Annotated in this window: 16 protein-coding genes; 10 read left to right on the forward strand and 6 right to left on the reverse strand. The window is 31.8% G+C overall.

Translation table 11 applies throughout. The features are described from left to right. Nucleotides 1–85: 85 nt before the first annotated feature. The 3 genes from BUB42_RS12035 to BUB42_RS12045 all read left to right on the forward strand — a co-directional run bounded on the left by BUB42_RS12035 (nt 86) and on the right by BUB42_RS12045 (nt 3,165). A complete protein-coding gene (locus tag BUB42_RS12035) occupies nt 86–556 on the forward strand; it encodes a hypothetical protein (protein ID WP_073020700.1) in 471 nt (156 codons plus the stop codon). A 98-nt stretch (nt 557–654) separates the two neighbouring features. After that, nucleotides 655–1,830, forward strand: a complete 1,176-nt coding sequence (locus BUB42_RS12040) for an AlbA family DNA-binding domain-containing protein (RefSeq protein ID WP_073020702.1) — start codon at nt 655–657, stop codon at nt 1,828–1,830. Between the two features lie 231 nt (nt 1,831–2,061). Further along, complete coding sequence (locus BUB42_RS12045) at nt 2,062–3,165, forward strand: AlbA family DNA-binding domain-containing protein (protein ID WP_073020704.1); 1,104 nt, start codon at nt 2,062–2,064, stop codon at nt 3,163–3,165. A gap of 56 nt (nt 3,166–3,221) precedes the next feature. Here BUB42_RS12045 and BUB42_RS12050 read toward each other — a convergent pair whose 3' ends face one another. From BUB42_RS12050 to BUB42_RS12060, 3 genes are all read right to left on the reverse strand, one after another. Next, complete coding sequence (locus BUB42_RS12050) at nt 3,222–4,142, reverse strand: helix-turn-helix transcriptional regulator (RefSeq protein ID WP_073020706.1); 921 nt, start codon at nt 4,140–4,142, stop codon at nt 3,222–3,224. Between the two features lie 204 nt (nt 4,143–4,346). Beyond that, nucleotides 4,347–5,675: a sensor histidine kinase gene (locus BUB42_RS12055; protein ID WP_073020708.1), complete on the reverse strand. Its 1,329-nt coding sequence runs from the start codon at nt 5,673–5,675 to the stop codon at nt 4,347–4,349. Beyond that, nucleotides 5,675–7,024 carry a sigma-54-dependent transcriptional regulator gene (locus tag BUB42_RS12060; protein ID WP_073021023.1) on the reverse strand — a complete coding sequence of 450 codons (1,350 nt, stop codon included), beginning with the start codon at nt 7,022–7,024 and terminating at the stop codon, nt 5,675–5,677. Before BUB42_RS12060 ends, BUB42_RS12055 begins: the two co-directional genes overlap by 1 nt. Before the next feature lie 158 nt (nt 7,025–7,182). Between BUB42_RS12060 and BUB42_RS12065 the strand changes: the two genes are divergently transcribed. The 7 genes from BUB42_RS12065 to BUB42_RS12095 all read left to right on the forward strand — a co-directional run bounded on the left by BUB42_RS12065 (nt 7,183) and on the right by BUB42_RS12095 (nt 14,537). Next, nucleotides 7,183–8,421 (forward strand): efflux RND transporter periplasmic adaptor subunit, encoded by a 1,239-nt coding sequence (locus BUB42_RS12065; RefSeq protein WP_084118341.1) that lies wholly within the window; start codon nt 7,183–7,185, stop codon nt 8,419–8,421. A 57-nt stretch (nt 8,422–8,478) separates the two neighbouring features. Continuing rightward, complete coding sequence (locus BUB42_RS12070) at nt 8,479–9,180, forward strand: ABC transporter ATP-binding protein (RefSeq protein WP_073020710.1); 702 nt, start codon at nt 8,479–8,481, stop codon at nt 9,178–9,180. Between the two features lie 146 nt (nt 9,181–9,326). Next, complete coding sequence (locus BUB42_RS12075; RefSeq protein WP_073021029.1) at nt 9,327–11,756, forward strand: ABC transporter permease; 2,430 nt, start codon at nt 9,327–9,329, stop codon at nt 11,754–11,756. A gap of 208 nt (nt 11,757–11,964) precedes the next feature. Beyond that, complete coding sequence (locus BUB42_RS12080; protein WP_073021032.1) at nt 11,965–13,104, forward strand: Mrp/NBP35 family ATP-binding protein; 1,140 nt, start codon at nt 11,965–11,967, stop codon at nt 13,102–13,104. A 190-nt stretch (nt 13,105–13,294) separates the two neighbouring features. Then, nucleotides 13,295–13,534 carry a NifU family protein gene (locus BUB42_RS12085; protein ID WP_073020712.1) on the forward strand — a complete coding sequence of 80 codons (240 nt, stop codon included), beginning with the start codon at nt 13,295–13,297 and terminating at the stop codon, nt 13,532–13,534. Between the two features lie 33 nt (nt 13,535–13,567). Further along, on the forward strand, nt 13,568–13,753 hold the full coding sequence (locus tag BUB42_RS12090) for a hypothetical protein (protein WP_139257379.1): 186 nt from the start codon (nt 13,568–13,570) through the stop codon (nt 13,751–13,753). A 451-nt stretch (nt 13,754–14,204) separates the two neighbouring features. Next, the gene (locus BUB42_RS12095; protein ID WP_073020716.1) at nt 14,205–14,537 is read left to right on the forward strand and encodes a 2Fe-2S iron-sulfur cluster-binding family protein; all 333 of its coding nucleotides are present in this window, start codon (nt 14,205–14,207) and stop codon (nt 14,535–14,537) included. A 72-nt stretch (nt 14,538–14,609) separates the two neighbouring features. On the opposite strand, the gene BUB42_RS12100 is transcribed toward BUB42_RS12095, so the two are convergent. The 3 genes from BUB42_RS12100 to BUB42_RS12110 all read right to left on the reverse strand — a co-directional run bounded on the left by BUB42_RS12100 (nt 14,610) and on the right by BUB42_RS12110 (nt 17,409). After that, entirely contained in the window at nt 14,610–15,395 is a 786-nt protein-coding gene (locus BUB42_RS12100; protein WP_073020718.1) for a DUF3050 domain-containing protein, read from the reverse strand. Between the two features lie 92 nt (nt 15,396–15,487). Continuing rightward, nucleotides 15,488–16,666 (reverse strand): acyl-CoA dehydrogenase family protein, encoded by a 1,179-nt coding sequence (locus BUB42_RS12105; RefSeq protein WP_073020720.1) that lies wholly within the window; start codon nt 16,664–16,666, stop codon nt 15,488–15,490. Between the two features lie 524 nt (nt 16,667–17,190). After that, entirely contained in the window at nt 17,191–17,409 is a 219-nt protein-coding gene (locus tag BUB42_RS12110; protein ID WP_073020722.1) for a hypothetical protein, read from the reverse strand. Between the last annotated feature and the right edge of the window lie 673 nt (nt 17,410–18,082).

The following is an 18,082-nucleotide window of genomic DNA, read 5'->3' on the forward strand; positions in this document are numbered from 1 at the left end:
TATTCAAATATGGATTAGATTATTTATCCAAATTCCTTTTAACGGGATTTAATTCATTAGAAAACAATATGTTCAGTTTTTTGTCATGTACTTAATTAAAATAATTACAAATGGTGTTGTAATAAACTTGGCTTCAATAAGCGATTTAGTTTTAATTCCTGGCAGGAATGTAATTGTGGTAGGAAACGATATGTTATATTATCCTGTTTTTACAGAAGATGGATATAATGGCAGTTTGAAATTAATGAAGGTAGAATTTTTTAAAGAAATAGCAATTGATCATGTAACACCCATGAAAGAGCTATTAACTAAGCACTCTAATATGTTGCCAAAGTTAAAAGCGATTACGGACCTTTTAAAAAATCATGGTGTTTCTGGAACTGGTAAAGAATTATTAAAGAGCGTAAGGCGAGCTGGGAATACTCTTATCGAAACTGAAGTTTTAGGTTTGAATGATATAGAAGAATTAAAAATTGAATTGGAATTTCTAGATTCTTTTTCAGAATTTCAGCTTATGGACTGGAGAGAAAATCTAAAGAAGAACAAGAAAAAATAACTTTAAAAAACTGCTTAATCGCAGTTTTTTTTATTTTAGAGTAGCACGAATTGATACGCGAGGAAAATAACTTTACGGCATATTTAAAAGTACAATTTATGTGTCGAGAAAGTCAAATAGATTCAGAGGTTCAACCTGCCATTTATTATTTAATTAAAGGGCGTTATTATTATTCCACTACTTTAATGAAATTTATAGCATTTGAAAAGAGATTTATTAATCAAAATCCGATTGAAGCTAGAGAACAAGCATTTTCCTTTTACAGCAATTACGCAACGATTTTAGAAGCGCATCAAGACCTTTCATGGAAACCTTTACCAGGCGAGCCCTTTATAATTAAAAATAATTTTAGCGAAACGCTTGTAAGAAAGTATAGTGCTGTTGAAGTCAAGTATAAAGATCCGTCTCAATATGACAAAGGAATCGCTATTTATATGATAGTTCAAAATCCTATTAAATATAGAAATAGAGTTGACCAGATTGGTGATCGTTTTTTAATTCACGGTATTTGGAATTTTGATTTCGAGGATATTCAAAATTTAAAAAGTGGCTTGATTAGAGAGTTTAAGTATTATATGAGTTTCAATTACAATATTGAAGGTTATGAAGAAATTGTAGATTTTTCAATTTTCAATTTTAAAAAAAATGATTTTCAAGATTTGAGAAAATTCTCTATACTTTCAACGCCATTCAATTGGCTTGTTAACTATTATTTAATTGAAAATAATTGGTATGCAAAATTAAAAAGAAATCAGATTAAAAGACAAAATCGTTTAAAAATCGAATGCATAAAGTTTAAACGAAAGGAGACTATTCAAACTAGAATACAAAAAGAGGATTTAATCAATAATGAGTTTTTAACAACATTGGACTACGATATGATTGTTCGGTCGATAGCTTCCCTTTTCAACGAAAATGGTGGGTGCATTTTTGTAGGAGTAAATAAAAAGCGTGAGATTATAGATGTTTTTAAAAGTGTTGAATTTAATGATTTCTTACTTGGAACAATAAAGCTACTACAACTGAATCATAATGAATTGATTGGAAGTACCACTTCAAGTTTTTATAAAGTTGGCGATAAAGTTGTCGTTGTTTTTGAAGTATTACCAAGTTCTAAAAAAGGAATTTTCTTAAATATAAACGACAAAAAAGTATTCTATCGCAGAAATGATTTTGGATTTTATCCTTTGCGTGATGCTGAAGAAATTCTAAGCTACTGGGTAGAAAGAAAAGCTAAACTAATCGTTATTCACGAAATTTTAGAAAGACTTTAATTGTAAGTTATGTTTTTTGCTGTAATAGATAATTTTATTTACAGAGAAAAGATGAATTAAAACGGGGTTGCATAAAAATAAGCAATATTGATAGCAGCAGAGATTAGAGTTAAAATACTGCAATAGAAAATTAATATAAAAAAAAAATTATTGATCCGAAGATTTTATTCGCTACAACGTGAAATGATGCGCTTCTCAAATATAATTAACAAACAATATAAACTAAAATTCATGTTGTCAAAAAGTCAACTCACTTCCCACGCAAAACCCTCAATTCATTATGTCGTAAGAGGAAGATTGTTTTATTCCAAAGAAACTAAATCAATGATACCTTTTGAGCAAAAATTTGAGCATTTAAGTCCTATTTTGGCAAGAGAAAAAGCGTTTTCTTTTTATAAAAATTACATGGCTATTTTAGAGGAAACTAAACAACTTTTACAAGAACCTTTGAGAGATTACTCTCTTTTTGTTAAAAACCATTTTGGTGAGCCATCGATCCAAAAGTACAGTTATGCGGAAGTTAATTATGTGCATCCTGAATCCTATGATAAAGGTATTGCTGTGTATATGGTCGTTCAAAATTCCAGAAACTCCAGCGAAAACAGTAAAGTCAAATCAAATTATTTTTTAATTCACGGAATCTGGAATTTCAATAACATAGATATCAAAAATTTTACAAATGGATTGATAAAAGAATTTAGTCATTATCGTCATTTTAATTATGATTTGGGGAATCATGTTGAGATTGTAGATTTTTCAGTTTTTGACAACCCCAACTCTTTTTCAATTATTTCGACGCCATTTAATTGGAGTTTTAATTTTTATTTGAATAAAAACAATTTAGAACTTCAAAAATCAAGAAGAATTGAAAGTGTTAAGAATCGCATTAAATCCGGGAATCTGATTCATAATGAGTTTTTGTCTGCGCTCAATCTAGAATTTATTATTCGCACAATAGCTTCCTTTTTAAATGAAAAAGGGGGTTTCCTTTTTTTAGGAGTAGATAAGTATCGTAAAAGCACTGATTTATTTACAAATACTAAAATCAGTATATTCAAGAAAGAGATTCAAATAATTTTACAAAGAGAATTTAAAATGAGTGTAAAAAAAATTAAATTAAGCGAATATAAAGTGGGAATTAATTTTGTCCTAATATTTGAAGTATTACCAAGTTATCAAAAAGGTATTTTCCTTAAAGAGAACAATCAAAAAGTGTTCTACCGTAGAAACAATAATGGTTTTTTTTCGTCTATAGATCCTGAAGCAATACTAAATTTTTGTATACGTAGAAATGAAAACTTTTTAACGATTCAAGAAATTCTTAAATGGCTTTAATGATTTTTGCGCTTGTGTGGAATAATAAATTAATTTTCAAATGCTACTAGCTATAATTAGCTATTTCTAAATTTTGCATCCATAAGAATTTTATGCAATTCTGTTCGTAATGATAGAGGTTCAATAATTTCCAATGACCACGCCCTCGATAGTAATTCCATCATAAAGTCAGGCTCTATTTTTAGATAAAAAGAGAAAAATATCCTGTTTTCTTCTTCTTTTTCTATACGTTGAGAATGATGAACAGGGAATGATTTAATGTAATTTCCATCACGTTTGTCGTAAGATATAATTATTTTTTCAGGATTGGCATCCGAGGAAAACATTGCGAAACAGTCTTCATATTTCTTTATTATTTCTGTTATTGTAGTTGTTTTTTTAAACTTCAAACCAGTTCGATTGATATTACTAATTCTATCTAACCCATAGGCTCTAATTTCGTTTGTACAAGTTGTTTTTCCAATTAAATACCAGCGTCTTTGACTTTCTTTTAAGGCGTAAGGGTATATAACTGGGTGGGTGGTAATTTCTGTATCATATTTAAAATAAGCAAATGAAACTATATCTTCATTTTTGATACAAGCCATTAAATTTGAAAAATATTGGGTTCCAGTTGATTTTCTTTTTTCGGGAATAATAAAATCTGGCATCACTCCATCATTATTCAATGAGGATAGGATTTCAAAAGACTCTAAAGCAGTTTCAATTATTGATTCATTCTGAGAATAATCCTCAATGTAATAACCTTTTTCCTTCTTATCGTAAAAAATTGGAATACTAAAAAATTTTCTAATTTGTTGAAGATCGCGTTTGAATGTTATTTCTGAAATTCCGACTTCATCTAAATTTCTATTAAATAGGTTTTTAGTAACATCATTCATGAGCGCTTCTAAAGTAGGAAAAACACCTTTTGCGTTTTCTTGTTGTATTTTCCTAATTAGTAACAGTTGTCGAGTAAAAGATGAAGCTCTAGACATGGGAATTTTTTTTATTCAAATATATAAGAATCTATTTTAGAAGAGCGGTAAATAATTATAATTACAACGTAGCAGTTATTAGAGAATGAAGGGATAGTTGTTATTGACAATCAAATAAAGGATTTTAAAACTGTTTTTTGGATGCCGGAAGTTAAGGTGTAATTATTTTCCAACTACTTGAAAATTGACAAAAAATTACAAAAATCATTCTATCAAGCAAATGGTAAAAGTAGTTGTCTCATTCTCATTTTGATGGCTCAAATAACCGCCGTGTGCCTCTATAATATTTTTTGAAAGCGTAAGTCCAATGCCCGCTCCATCTTTTCTAGTCGTGAAAAAAGGCAGGAATATTTTGTCTTTAATTTCACTTTCGATTCCTTTTCCATTATCAGAAATGGTAATATAAAAACGACTGTTCTTTGTTGTAGAAGTGATAAGGACGCTCTTTTCTTGTTGGTCTTTTAAAGCAAAAATACTATTGGTAATCAAGTTAATAATAACCTGCTCCATTTGGCTTCTGTCAATATTTATTGTTTTAAGTTTTTCGATTTCGTTGATGATGATTATATTTTCGGCTTTGAAAATAGGCGACATTATTTTAAGACAATCTGCAAATAGAGAATGAATAGGAGTTGGTCTTTTGTTTGGTGTAGGTAGCATAGCCAGTTTTCGATAATTCTCTACAAAATACTGCAAATGATCGCTTCTGTTTATAATGGTTGAAATGCTGCTTTTGATGTCTTCAAAATCTTCGGTTTCTAAATGGTCTTGATCTACAATTTGTAGTAAATTTTGCGAAAGCGATCGAATGGGCGTCAGGGAATTCATTAATTCGTGAGAGATGATTTTCATCAAATTAATCCAAGCTTCTTTTTCTTTTTTCTCAATAACACGCTGGATGCTATCAAGCAGAATAATAAAGTAGTCTTTATTAAACGATTTTGTTAACGAAGTCTGCAACAGAAACGTTTGTGTATCTTGCTGTTCGATTTTAATGTTTATGGACATTTTTAATTCGTTGAAGCCGGTATTTTCAATTTCTTGGCAAAGCGACGGCAGATAATTTTTTAGATAAATCCAATTTGTCACTTTCGGGACACTGAAAAGCGTCGAAAAGCAATCGTTCATCAGGAAAATATTCCAGTTGTCATTCTCTTTTTCTAAAATTATAACAGCGGTGTCGATATTGTTTATAATCGAGCGATATATTAATTCTTTTGAACTTAGGTCGTGTTGCTTCTCTTTCAGAATATCATACAGCAGACATAAATTTTTATAATCTCCTTCTTTATATGCAGCAGGGAAACTAGCAGAAAAGTCGTTGTTAAGTATCGAAATTATGGTTTTGTCATAAAAATTATACTTCTTTTTTATAAACGAATACATTTCGCCACCGATTAAAAGAGCAAAAACTAAAATAAGAATGCCACTATACAAATAGCTGTTTCCAAATAATAGAAGTGAAAAAGCAAGTGTTACAATGACAATAAGAACTCTTGCAAAAAGCATATTGTAAAATTTCCAGCTATTCATTAGTCGTTGTTTTTAATATCGTATTTTTCAAGTCTACGGTACAACGAAGCTCTCGATAAACCCAATTCTTCGGCGGTCTTGCTGATGTTTCCGTTATTTTTAAAAAGAGATCTTTCGATAGCATTTTTTTCTATTTCAGATAAGGGATGTTCCTCCGTTGTTAGTTCGTATTCAAAGTTGAGTAAGTCTAAATCAGTTACCGAAATCGTATTGTGATCTGACATAATCAAGGCTCTTTCAATCTTATTTTCTAATTCTCTAATGTTTCCTTTCCAAGGATAGCGTTCCATATATTCTGCGACATTGGAGTCAAAACAGACATCGTTTTGGTTGTATTTTTCGCCTAATTGTTTTAGAAGGAAGTGTGCCAGTGGTGTAATATCGTCTTTTCGCTCTCGCAAAGGCGGTAGGTTTATTTCCATGGTATTAATACGATACAACAAATCTTCTCGAAATGTTTTGTTTGCAACTTCTGCTTTGATATCGCTGTTAGTTGCTGCTATGATTCTTACATTTAATGGTCGCGGTTTGCTTTCGCCTAGTCGGGTGACTTTCTTTGTTTGTAAAACATGCAATAGTTTTGATTGCAAATGCAAAGGGATGTTACCTATTTCGTCTAGAAAAATAGTTCCATTATCGGCTATTTCAAATCGTCCCGGAGTATCGGTTTTAGCATCGGTAAAAGCACCTTTGGCATAGCCAAAAAGTTCACTTTCAAATAAGTTTTCGCTTAACGAACCCAAATCAATGTGAATGAATGGTTTGTCTTTTCGGTCTGAATGCTGATGTATATGTTCAGCAAATACAAATTTACCTGTTCCGTTTTCTCCTAAAATAAGGACATTAGCATCTGTTTTTGCTACTTTTTCAGCAATGGAATACGCTTGTTTTATTTTGTAGGAACTTCCAATAAAATGTTTTTTAGGAGCGGGTTCTGAGTTTAATGTTCGATTGAGTTTTCGACTTTCAACAATGGCTTTATCTATAATGGAGAGTAATTTTTCGTTATCCCAAGGTTTTAAAATATAATCAAAAGCACCTATTTTCATGCCTTCTACTGCGGTTTCTATTTTGCCAAAAGCGGTCATCAATAGCACAACTGTTTTTGGCGACAGTGTTTTTATTTCTTTTGGCAAGTGAATGCCTTCCCGTCCATCTTCAAAACCAATGCGGTAGTTCATATCCAAGAGAACAACATCGATTTGGTTTTCACCAAGGATTGTAATTATTTTTTTTGGATCATTTGTTGTAAAAATTTCTTCAAAATGCTTCTTCAAGATCATTTTTGCCGAAAAAAGAATTTCTTCTTGATCGTCAACAATAAGTATTTTGGCTTGTTTTTTTCGCATCATTATATGTTTTTGTTCACTTTTGAACGGAGGACTGTCCGTTTTCGAACATTTTATTTTTTAGATTTTTTATAACCGTGTTGATAACCATTGTTTTAGGATTTATAAATCCTTTGGCATGCTTTTGTGTGTTGATAATCAGTAAATTATTAAAAAAAATGGACAAGGTTATTCCCCGTAAAAATAGAAAATTTAGGTACTTAACAATAGGATTTGTGAGTTTTTTAGTTCTAGGAGCAGTTGTTTATGCTTCGGTATCTAAAAAGCGAAGTTTAAATGTAAAAGCGGATGAACTATTGGTAAAAGAAGTTAGCCAAGAGTTTTTTGAAGATTTTATTATTTTTCAGGCCAAAGTGGAACCATTGAATTTGGTGTTGGTCAATATTATTGAAGGTGGTTCAGTCAAAGAAATTTTTGTTGAAAACGGAGTAATGGTGACGCAAGGACAGCCGCTAGCACGCATCTACAATCCGAATACAGAATTGCATTACTTGACGCAGGAAACAGCAATCATTGAGCAAATTAATAATTTAAATACCGGTAAACTTAATATTAGAAATCAAGAACTGAGTTTGACTAAAGATTTGGCTATAATAGAACATGATTATAACGATGCTAAGAGGGTGTATGATATGAATGCTAAATTATTTGAAAAAGATATAATAGCAAGAAATGATTGGAATTTGATAAAGGAAAGTCTGCGTTTTCAAGAAGAACGTAAAAGCAATATTCGTACGAGTATTCAAAAGGAGAAACAAACTAATCAAATACAGATTTCGCAAATTAATCGCTCGATACAAACGATGGAAATGAGCTTGGATATTCTCAGGAGTAATAAAAAAAACTTCTTGATTGCGGCACCAGTTTCAGGGAGATTAACTTCATTTGAACCTATTTTGGGAAAAACATTTCAAGCAGGAGAAAGTATCGGTAGAATTGATTCTCGCGAAGGCTACAAGTTGAGCGCGCAAGTAGATGAATTTTACTTGGAGAAAATTCGTGTGGGGTTGAAAGGCCAAATTGAATATAAGGGGAAAACAGTAGTCGTGTCTGTGGTAAAAGTGATTCCAGAGGTTAAAAGCGGTCGTTTTCAGGTGGAATTGCTTTTTGATTCCAAAGAAGATTTAGCATTGCAAGACGGATTAAGTTTTGGCGTGAAGCTTATTTTATCTGAAAAGAATAAAATTTTGGTCATTCCAAAAGGAAGTTTCAATCAGGAAACCGCTGGAAAGTGGCTATTTGTTGTCAACGGAAGCAAAGGAGTGAGAAGAAAAATAAAATTAGGTAGAGAAAATCCTTCTTATTACGAGGTTTTGGAAGGATTAAAACAAGGAGATAAAGTAATAACGTCGTCTTATGCGGACTATAAAGAAGTCGAAGAACTTAATATACAATAAAAACGGAATGCAGCTGTACTGTGTTATTTAATCAAAAACATAAAAAACTATAAAAGGATGATAACAATTCAAAACCTAACCAAGATCTTCAGAACAGAAGAGTTAGAAACTTCGGCTTTAAGCGGGATTAATTTGCAAATTAATGAGGGAGATTTTCTTTCGATTATGGGACCTTCTGGTTGCGGAAAATCGACATTACTCAATATCATCGGATTATTGGATAGTGCTTCAGACGGGAGTTATACTTTATCTAACCAAGAAATGATTGGACTAAAAGAAAAAGGACGTTCTAGTGTTCGTAAGGAAAATATCGGATTTATTTTTCAGAATTTTAACCTTATCGACGAGCTTTCGGTTTATGATAATATCGAATTACCGTTAATCTACAATAACGTAAAGGCTTCGGAAAGAAAATTAAAAGTAGAAGCAATTGCCGAAAAATTAAACATTACGCATCGATTGAAGCATTATCCCCAACAACTTTCTGGTGGGCAACAACAACGTGTGGCTGTAGCGAGAGCTTTGATAAACGATCCTAAAATTATTTTGGCTGATGAGCCTACAGGAAATTTAGACAGTAAAAACGGAAATGAAGTTATGGAATTACTAACGGATTTACATGCCAAAGGTGCAACTATATTGATGGTTACCCATTCTGATTATGATGCGTCATTTTCTCAAAGAACCATTCTTATGAAGGATGGCGTTGTTTTCTCTGAAAAAATGAATCAAAGAAATGTAGATGTTTTTAAAATATAATAATTATGATACTTATAATACTATTAATCATCGAATTCATTTTTGAATTGCTTTGTAGTACACTTCTTCAATAAAACACGATTTTAATCATCACACGAGCCAAAGTGGCGAACTGGCGAAGCAATCAAAATCATCAATCAAAAATTATGTTACACAACTGGATAAAAATATTTATTTACCACCTTAAGCAAAACAAACTGTTTTCGTTTCTCAATGTTTTGGGATTGAGTATTGGTATTGCGGGATTAATTTTTGCTTTGTTATATTGGAACGATGAGCATTCTTATGACGCGTGGAATCCCGAAAAAGAGAATGTTTACCAAGTTTTGGTTGATATGGGAGAGGGTCAAGCCTGGCCATATGTTCCGGTGACATTTGATCCATTCTTAAAGGATGATTCCAATATTGAAATGATGATGCATTGTTTGAACTGGTACGAATCACCGCTTTTTAAATACAATGGTAAAAAAATAATTATTGAAAAGTTATTTAACACTCAAAATAATTTTTTTGAGTTTTTCCCTTTTGAATTTTTACAAGGGAATCCAAAAACTGCTTTGCAAAACGAGAATAGTATTGTTTTGAATCAAAAAACGGCCATACAATTTTTTGGAAAAGCAAATCCAGTTGGAAAGCAAATTCAATTTGAAGATAAATTTCTAAAGGTAACAGGAGTATATAAAATTCCAGGAAATTCAACCATTGCACCTGATGCCGTGGTGAACAATATGAAAATAAGGATGAATGTCGATAAAGACAATTGGGGGAGTTTTAATAATGGTTGGTTCATTAAATTAAAAGATCCATCAAAAAGAGATGAATTGTCCAAAAAACTAAATTCAATTTATTTTCAAAATAAAATTGTAAAAGAGGCCAAAGAAGAAGAGATTAGTACAACGGAATATGAATTAAGATATGGACATTTTAATTTTATTTTAGAACCACTTTCTGTCTCGAGATTACATACCAAAGGCCAAGGTTCACCTGAGGGAAAAGGCAATTATCAGTTTCTATTAATTATGTCAGGATTGTCACTTTTAATTTTGATATTGTCTATTTTCAATTATGTCAATCTTGCAACGGCAAATGCCATTCGTCGGGCTAAAGAAGTGGGCGTTCGCAAAATTGTCGGTGCTTCAAAATTAGATATTATCAAACAATTTTTATTTGAAACAATTATCATTGCTAATATTTCAATTTTGCTTGCTTTGGCTATTGTAGAGTTTGCATTGCCTTATTATAATGATTTTTTAGATAAAGCATTGGTTATTTATGAGAGCCAGTTCTATTTGCAAATCCTATTTATTTTTATAATTACAGTAACCTTTGCAGGTGTTTTTCCAGCCATTTATGTGTCAAATTTTGAAACCTTAAAAGTTTTAAAAGGTAATTTCGGAAGAAATAAAAGTGGTGTGTGGTTGAGAAACGGAATGCTTATTTTACAATTTGCGATAGCCTCATTCTTTATTATTGGGTCTTATATTGTATTTGAGCAAGTGCGCTATTTGAGCAATAAAAATTTAGGTTTTTCAGGAGATCAAGTGTTAGAAATTTTCTATTATAAATCAGAAGCCATTCGAAATAGTCAAAATGCGGAGCAAATTATTTTTAACAACTACATACTTGTTAAAAATGAAATTTCAAAAATAAAAGGAGTAAAACAAGCCACGACAGGAGCATTTAAATTCGGAGGTGGTAACGATGCTTCTTCTGGATTTAGTTATAATGGAAATAATATTCAAGCACAAAATCTTGCGATTGATTTTGGTTTCCTAGAAATGATGGAGATAAAGATGAAGGAAGGTCGCTATTTTAATCCAGAAATTGCTTCGGATACCATTGATGCAATGATGATCAATGAGAGTACTTTAAAATTGATGAATGAAAAAAATTCGATTGGTAAAACGGTCGATTGGAATGGCAATAAGTTTAAAATTATAGGGGTTGTAAAAAACTTTAGTGCCTATAGTCCACAAGGAAAAGTACCTCCTATGGTTTTCTTTCACTTTAAAACAGTACCATGGTTGATAGGGAATATTCAACATCTTTATATGAAGATAGATGCAGAAAACACAGCGCAAACTCTTGCAGATATTGAAAGTTTTTGGATAAAAAATGTCGATTCTGATTATCCTTTTCAATATGATTTTGTGGATAAAAATTATCTACGAACCTATAAAACTTACGTAAAACAAAAAAACCTTTTTGCATTATTAAATGTCATCGTGATATTAATTGCACTTTTCGGATTGTTCGCTTTGGCTTCTTACTCAATAGAAAGACGAATGAAAGAAATTGCAATCAGGAAAACACTAGGTGCTGAAACCAATGTTTTGCTTACAGCACTATCTAAACAATATATCGTTTTCTGTATAATTGGGTTTTTAATAGCCGTATTTCCAGCTTACTATTCGCTGAATAAATGGCTTGAGAATTTTGCTTATCGAATAGATATTTCTATTTATCCCTTTATAATTGGATTTGTGGCTTTATTGTTCTTAACGCTTTCTGTGGTGCTTTCAAGAGCTTATTTTGCGACAAAAGTTGATGTTTTAAAATATTTAAAATACGAATAATGTTTTAAGAAAAGTGCTAATTAGACCCGTCAGCGATTCAAAGCTAGTCGGGTTTTTTTCTTGTCAAATTGTGGCTTATCGCCCCATCAATAAATCCAATCTAATTCCTTTATTTTAAGAACTTAATCTTCTATCTTTGTAATCTGAAATCAGTTTAAATAAAGATAATGTGCTGGCTTTAGATACCAGTAGAAAAAGTGGACTAAAAATGAAATTAGATAGAAAAGATATTCTAAAAGCTTTAGAAACAATTACTATAGCTGGCGAAGGAAAAAACATGGTGGAAAGTGGTGCTGTAAAAAACGTACTGATTTTTGGAAATGAGGTTACAGTTGATTTAGTGATTGCAACTCCAGCAATGCACATTAAAAAACGGGCAGAAGATGATATAAAAAAGTTAATTCACGAAAAATTCTCCTCTGATGTTATCGTGAAAGTAAACATAAAGGTGGAAGCTGTAGCAGCCGAAAATCCAAACCAAATTAAAGGAAAAGCAATTCCGGGAATTAAAAATATTATTGGTGTAGCTTCTGGAAAAGGAGGAGTAGGAAAATCTACAGTTACTGCTAATCTTGCCGTTTCATTAGTTAAAATGGGTTTCTCTGTTGGAATATTAGATGCTGATATTTACGGACCTTCAATGCCTATAATGTTTGATGTAGAAAGTGAAAAACCAATTTCAGTTTCCATTGATGGTAAATCAAAAATGAAACCGGTTGAAAGTTACGAAGTGAAAATCCTATCAATCGGCTTTTTTACATCTCCAAGTCAAGCAGTTATTTGGAGAGGACCAATGGCTTCAAAAGCGCTGAACCAAATGATATTTGACGCTGATTGGGGAGAACTTGATTTTATGTTAGTCGATTTACCTCCAGGAACTGGCGATATACATTTATCTATTGTCCAAGCATTACCTATTACTGGAGTTGTAATAGTGTCTACCCCACAAGCGGTTGCTTTGGCTGATGCCAAAAAAGGCGTTTCCATGTTCATGTCAGACGCTATAAATGTCCCAGTTTTAGGAATAATCGAAAACATGGCTTATTTCACTCCTGAAGAACTACCTGATAACAAATATTACATTTTCGGAAAAGAAGGAGCTAAAAATCTTGCAGAAGATTTAGAGGTTCCATTCCTTGGAGAAGTGCCAATTGTGCAGTCCATTCGTGAAGCGGGTGATTTTGGTCGTCCTGCAGCCATGCAAGTTGGCTCTGTTATAGAGACTGTTTTTGAAGAAATTACAAGAAACGTTGTACGAGAAGTGGTTAGCCGAAACGAAAATCTTCCAGCTACTGAAGCCGTTAAAATTACAACTATGGCAGGTTGCTCTGCAGTTAAAAAAAATTAGAAAATTAGCAAGAAATTAGAAAATCAGAAAATTGGAGAATTACAAAAAAATTAGTGAAGATGCAATTTGTATTTTATTTGAATAATGTGATTTATAATTTTAATATTTATAGATGATTAAAATTATCGTCTAATCACATTATCTAATTTTCACATTATCACATTATCAAATTTTCGTAGTATCAAAAGATATGACAACAGAAGAATTAACATTAGAAGTTCAAAAAGCACTCGAAGAAATCAGACCCTTTTTGAATTCTGATGGCGGCGATATTTCACTGATTTCCATTGAAGATGGAAAACATGTAAAAGTGCGACTCGAAGGAGCGTGTACTAATTGTAGCGTAAACCAAATGACGCTTCGAGCAGGTGTGGAGACAACTATAAAAAGATATGCGCCACAAATAGAGACAGTAGTGAATATTTTGTAACAATTAAATATTGATCTAATGGATAGTATAAAAATGGACAGGAATGTAGTGTTTATTTTTTCCTTTGAAGAAGCAGATGATCATGTTACTTTTTATAGTGATAAAACGCCATTAGAGAAATTGAATTATGCATGTTTTATAATAAATTCTATTTTTAATGTGACTCCTTTGGAGAAAGTGCACAGGAATATAACTTTTGCAAGAAAGCATGTCAAATAATATTTTTAATATTGATTTTTTAGATTTCCTAACACTTTTTTAAAAACAGAAAATCGATTTTCTTTTAGTGGGCGGTTACGCTGTAGTTTTATATGGGTATATTAGAATTTAAAGAGATATGGACTTGTGGATAGTGCGAAACAGTCAAATTATCAAAAGTTAAAGAAAGTATATGCGGAATTTGGAGCACCAATTTTTCCTGAAGAGCAATTCTCAGATGAAAATTTTAATGTTTAGGAAATTGGAAGAGAGAACCTTTGAAAATACAAATACTTACGCAGGTTGACGGATTAAAATTTAGGGATAGTTTTAAAAAACGAAATCATTTTAAAGTTGATAAATTACAAATTCCCTCTATAGATTTGACGATTTAATAATGAATAAATTAGCAACTAGTCGGTATAAAGATTAACCCGATATCGAGCCATTAAAAAAAGAAGAAAGAATAATAATGCAACAAGATATTACAATAAAAATTACCGATCGAAACGGAGTTCCTCATGAGGTATCAGCTCCAACTGACATGAACATGAACATCATGGAGTTAATTCGAATGTATGAATTAGCAGAAGAAGGAACAGTGGGAACTTGCGGTGGAATGGCGATGTGTGCCTCTTGTCAGTGTTACGTTTTAAATGAGGTGCCTTTGCCAGAAATGGGCGACGATGAAGAAGCTATGTTGTCAGAAGCGTTTTATGTCAAATCAAACAGTCGTTTAGGTTGCCAAATCCCGATTACTGAAAGTCTGGAAGGATTGGAACTAGAGATGGCCCCAGAGAATTAAATTAAAAAAGTCCTGATTTAGTGTCAGGACTTTTATAATTATATTAATTTCACATTTAGTAAAAAAGCGATACTAAGTCGCTAATAATTTTTCGGTCATTAACTGCTCTTCAATGGCATCCCAAAGTCCAATTCGTTTTTCTAAAGCTAGTTTAGAAACCTCCTCTACATCTGACCATTTTTGTGCATCTGTGCCGCATAATTCAGTGATCATTTTCATTGCCATTGGACCATGTTCATCAGCATCTAGCTCAATATGTCTTTCGAAATAATAGATTAGTTTGCTTAGATCTGTTTCAGGAAAATTAGCTTGAAAGTTTCTCAAGATTTCAGTAAACATAGCAGGAATTAAATCCTCTCTTCCAAAAGTGAAAGCTGCAGCAATTTCATGTGATTTTCCTTCTTCGATTACACGAAAAGTAAAATCTAAAAAGGCTTTTATATTAGGATGTAAATTACTTTTCTTAATCGCCACAAATATATTTTGAAGCGATGCCACATCAGTTAGAAAATTCTTAATTCCTGAAGTGTCTGCATTACAAGCCTCCATCGCTTCAATGTACATTTCATAATGACTAGATCGTCTTCCGTCCATTGTTAAATCTGATTCTTCAGCAACAACAATTTCATTTATTAAATATCTTGTCTGCGGATTAGTGGTTGCAAACCAAGGTGTACTTGTGCATGTTAATTTAGATTGTAAAGCTTTTAATAAAGACATGAAATCCCAAACAGCATAAACATGATTTTCAAGAAAGCGTTTTAGATCTTCAACTGTTTTAACATTTTTGTATAAGGAATGTTGTAACAATAGTTCTTTTTGAGGCTGAATACTATTGTTTATTGTAGCAATATTCATAAAATTTATTTTTTTTGTAAAGATAAAAAAGCTCCTTGTTTCCAAGAAGCTTTCGTAATCAATTTTATATATAGTTTAATAAACGTTTACTTCTACTTAAATGCGGAAATTCCTGTAATATCCATTCCTGTAATCAATAAGTGAATGTCATGAGTTCCTTCATAAGTAATTACTGACTCTAAGTTCATCATGTGACGCATGATTGAATATTCACCGGTGATTCCCATTCCGCCCAAAATTTGTCGGGCTTCACGTGCAATGTTTATTGCCATGTCTACATTATTTCTTTTCGCCATTGAGATTTGAGCTGTAGTTGCTCGACCTTCATTTTTTAGAACACCTAATCTCCATGTTAGTAATTGCGCTTTAGTGATTTCCGTAATCATTTCGGCTAATTTCTTTTGCTGTAATTGAGTTCCAGCAATAGGTTTGTCAAACTGGATTCTTTCTTTGGCGTAGCGCAAAGCGGTATCATAACAATCCATCGCGGCACCAATAGCGCCCCAAGCAATTCCGTAACGTGCTGAATCCAAACAGCCAAGCGGAGCTCCTAATCCTGATTTATTGGGCAGTAAATTTTCTTTTGGAACTTTTACATTATCAAAAATCAACTCGCCAGTTGATGATGCACGAAGAGACCATTTATTATGTGTTTCAGGAGTTGTAAATCCTTCCATACCGCGTTCTACAATTAAACCGTGAATTCGACCTTCTTCATTTTTAGCCCAAACAACCGCAATATCGGCAAAAGGGGCGTTTGAAATCCACATTTTGGCACCGTTCAATAAATAATGGTCACCCATATCTTTAAAGTTGGTCGTCATCCCGCCTGGATTTGAACCATGATCCGGCTCAGTTAATCCAAAACAGCCCATATATTCTCCTGTAGCTAATTTGGGTAAATATTTCAATCGTTGTTCTTCGTTTCCGTATTTCCAAATAGGATACATCACTAAAGAAGATTGCACTGATGAAGTCGAACGTACACCAGAATCTCCACGTTCAATTTCCTGCATGATTAATCCGTAGGATATGTGATCTAAACCAGCACCACCGTATTCTTGCGGTATATAAGGGCCAAAACCACCTATTTCACCTAACCCTTTAATAATTTGTTTTGGGAATTCTGCTTTTTGAGCGTATTCTTCTATAATAGGAGATACTTCGCGTTTTACCCAAGCGCGAGCGGAGTCGCGAACTAATTTGTGTTCTTCTGTTAGTAAATCGTCTAGGTTGTAGTAATCTGGAGATTGAAATAAGTCTGGTTTCATGATAGTCAATTTTAAAAGAACAAAGCTACGTAAAGAAATATAACAAATCGTTTAACAAATGTTATATTTTTAAAATACTCCTGTGTATTGCAATTTGTATTTCTAGATTTCACAGTTAAAATGAATAAAATAAATAGTCGGAATATTGATTTTTTTCAAAATTAGATTAAATTATTTTTTTAGAAAACATTTTTTTGAATGGATGATTCAAATTATTTCCCTGTACTTTTGATGAGATCTTGCCTAAAATCAAATACCTCTTTTACATAAACGACAGTATCAATTAGATTAAAATAATAAATAATTTTGTAATGTCCACAAATTAATCTTTTGTGATTTTTGTTTAGATAAACTAAAAACTCATCTTCTTGCCATTCAATCTTTTCAGTTTTTAATGTTTTGATCGAAGAAATTATTGCTGACTTTAACTTTTTTGCTTTAGCAACAGATACGTGAAAACTATAATAATCGTAAATAGATCTAATTTGTTATACTGCAAAATGAGTAACAACAACTTTTCTCATTTATAAATCATCAATGTTTATAAATTGTCCTTTTTTTATATCCTCTTCAGATTGTTCTGCCCTTTTTTTATATTCTTCAATAGAAAATGTATTAAAGACAATATTTTGTTTTTGTTTTTTTGCGAATGCAAGTAAAGATTTAATGGAGTTGATTAGGTTTTCATCATGAATCAATTCTAAATCTTTTTGAATCTTTTTTATTTCGAGTGATACATCCATGGCTTTAAATTTCAAACAAATCTACAAAATTATTCAATTTAAAAAGTACTTTGTAGAGTTTCAGCAACTTCCAATGTAATTTATGTTTCAGATTATTTCTGTTTCAATACTGCTATTTCTTCCTCAAGTTTCAAAGTGTATTTTATTATAATATCCAAAGTAGCTTTTGGCATCGAAATAATTTGAATACCTACCGTTTAATTACTAAAAGTGCAATTCTCATTTTTAGTAACAGTTGGAATTTCTTTTTTTATTTCTTTTATCGAAGTTTCTAACAAATTACCTCGTTTTATATACTTTTTCTGTGTGGGCGATTTGTAAATTTTTCAGTCATCGGCCAGTCATATTTTTCTTAAGGATCTAAAGACAGTTAATCCTTTTACATTTAGAATTAAAATTTTAAATAATAAAAACAATGCTTCATTAATACCATTTATTTTAAATTTACTGTTAAAAAGAATTGAAATTTGTCAAGTTGGGCACGTCATCATGATTGTAATGAAGCATGAAACGTTGTTTTTAAGTCGTTCGTAATCTTGACTGCGCTCGATTTGACAAAAACATAACAGTAATTTAAAAGACTATATGGTATACGATGTCGTGAAATGCTGATATTACCACTGACGATTTAAGATTAGTAGAACGTTAATATCAATTCAAAGATATATTTAGT

Source organism: Flavobacterium micromati (assembly GCF_900129585.1).
GTDB classification, from domain to species: domain Bacteria; phylum Bacteroidota; class Bacteroidia; order Flavobacteriales; family Flavobacteriaceae; genus Flavobacterium; species Flavobacterium micromati.

What these genes read in the sequence shown, in the direction of transcription:
- BUB42_RS12065 (WP_084118341.1), top strand. Translation starts at nt 7,183, where the DNA reads ATGGACAAGGTTATTCCCCGTAAAAATAGAAAATTTAGGTACTTAACA.
- BUB42_RS12105 (WP_073020720.1), bottom strand. Translation starts at nt 16,666, where the DNA reads ATGAAACCAGACTTATTTCAATCTCCAGATTACTACAACCTAGACGAT.
- BUB42_RS12040 (WP_073020702.1), top strand. Translation starts at nt 655, where the DNA reads ATGTGTCGAGAAAGTCAAATAGATTCAGAGGTTCAACCTGCCATTTAT.
- BUB42_RS12110 (WP_073020722.1), bottom strand. Translation starts at nt 17,409, where the DNA reads ATGGATGTATCACTCGAAATAAAAAAGATTCAAAAAGATTTAGAATTG.
- BUB42_RS12045 (WP_073020704.1), top strand. Translation starts at nt 2,062, where the DNA reads ATGTTGTCAAAAAGTCAACTCACTTCCCACGCAAAACCCTCAATTCAT.
- BUB42_RS12070 (WP_073020710.1), top strand. Translation starts at nt 8,479, where the DNA reads ATGATAACAATTCAAAACCTAACCAAGATCTTCAGAACAGAAGAGTTA.
- BUB42_RS12095 (WP_073020716.1), top strand. Translation starts at nt 14,205, where the DNA reads ATGCAACAAGATATTACAATAAAAATTACCGATCGAAACGGAGTTCCT.
- BUB42_RS12055 (WP_073020708.1), bottom strand. Translation starts at nt 5,675, where the DNA reads ATGAATAGCTGGAAATTTTACAATATGCTTTTTGCAAGAGTTCTTATT.
- BUB42_RS12060 (WP_073021023.1), bottom strand. Translation starts at nt 7,024, where the DNA reads ATGCGAAAAAAACAAGCCAAAATACTTATTGTTGACGATCAAGAAGAA.
- BUB42_RS12100 (WP_073020718.1), bottom strand. Translation starts at nt 15,395, where the DNA reads ATGAATATTGCTACAATAAACAATAGTATTCAGCCTCAAAAAGAACTA.
- BUB42_RS12080 (WP_073021032.1), top strand. Translation starts at nt 11,965, where the DNA reads ATGAAATTAGATAGAAAAGATATTCTAAAAGCTTTAGAAACAATTACT.
- BUB42_RS12090 (WP_139257379.1), top strand. Translation starts at nt 13,568, where the DNA reads ATGGACAGGAATGTAGTGTTTATTTTTTCCTTTGAAGAAGCAGATGAT.
- BUB42_RS12050 (WP_073020706.1), bottom strand. Translation starts at nt 4,142, where the DNA reads ATGTCTAGAGCTTCATCTTTTACTCGACAACTGTTACTAATTAGGAAA.
- BUB42_RS12075 (WP_073021029.1), top strand. Translation starts at nt 9,327, where the DNA reads ATGTTACACAACTGGATAAAAATATTTATTTACCACCTTAAGCAAAAC.
- BUB42_RS12085 (WP_073020712.1), top strand. Translation starts at nt 13,295, where the DNA reads ATGACAACAGAAGAATTAACATTAGAAGTTCAAAAAGCACTCGAAGAA.
- BUB42_RS12035 (WP_073020700.1), top strand. Translation starts at nt 86, where the DNA reads ATGTACTTAATTAAAATAATTACAAATGGTGTTGTAATAAACTTGGCT.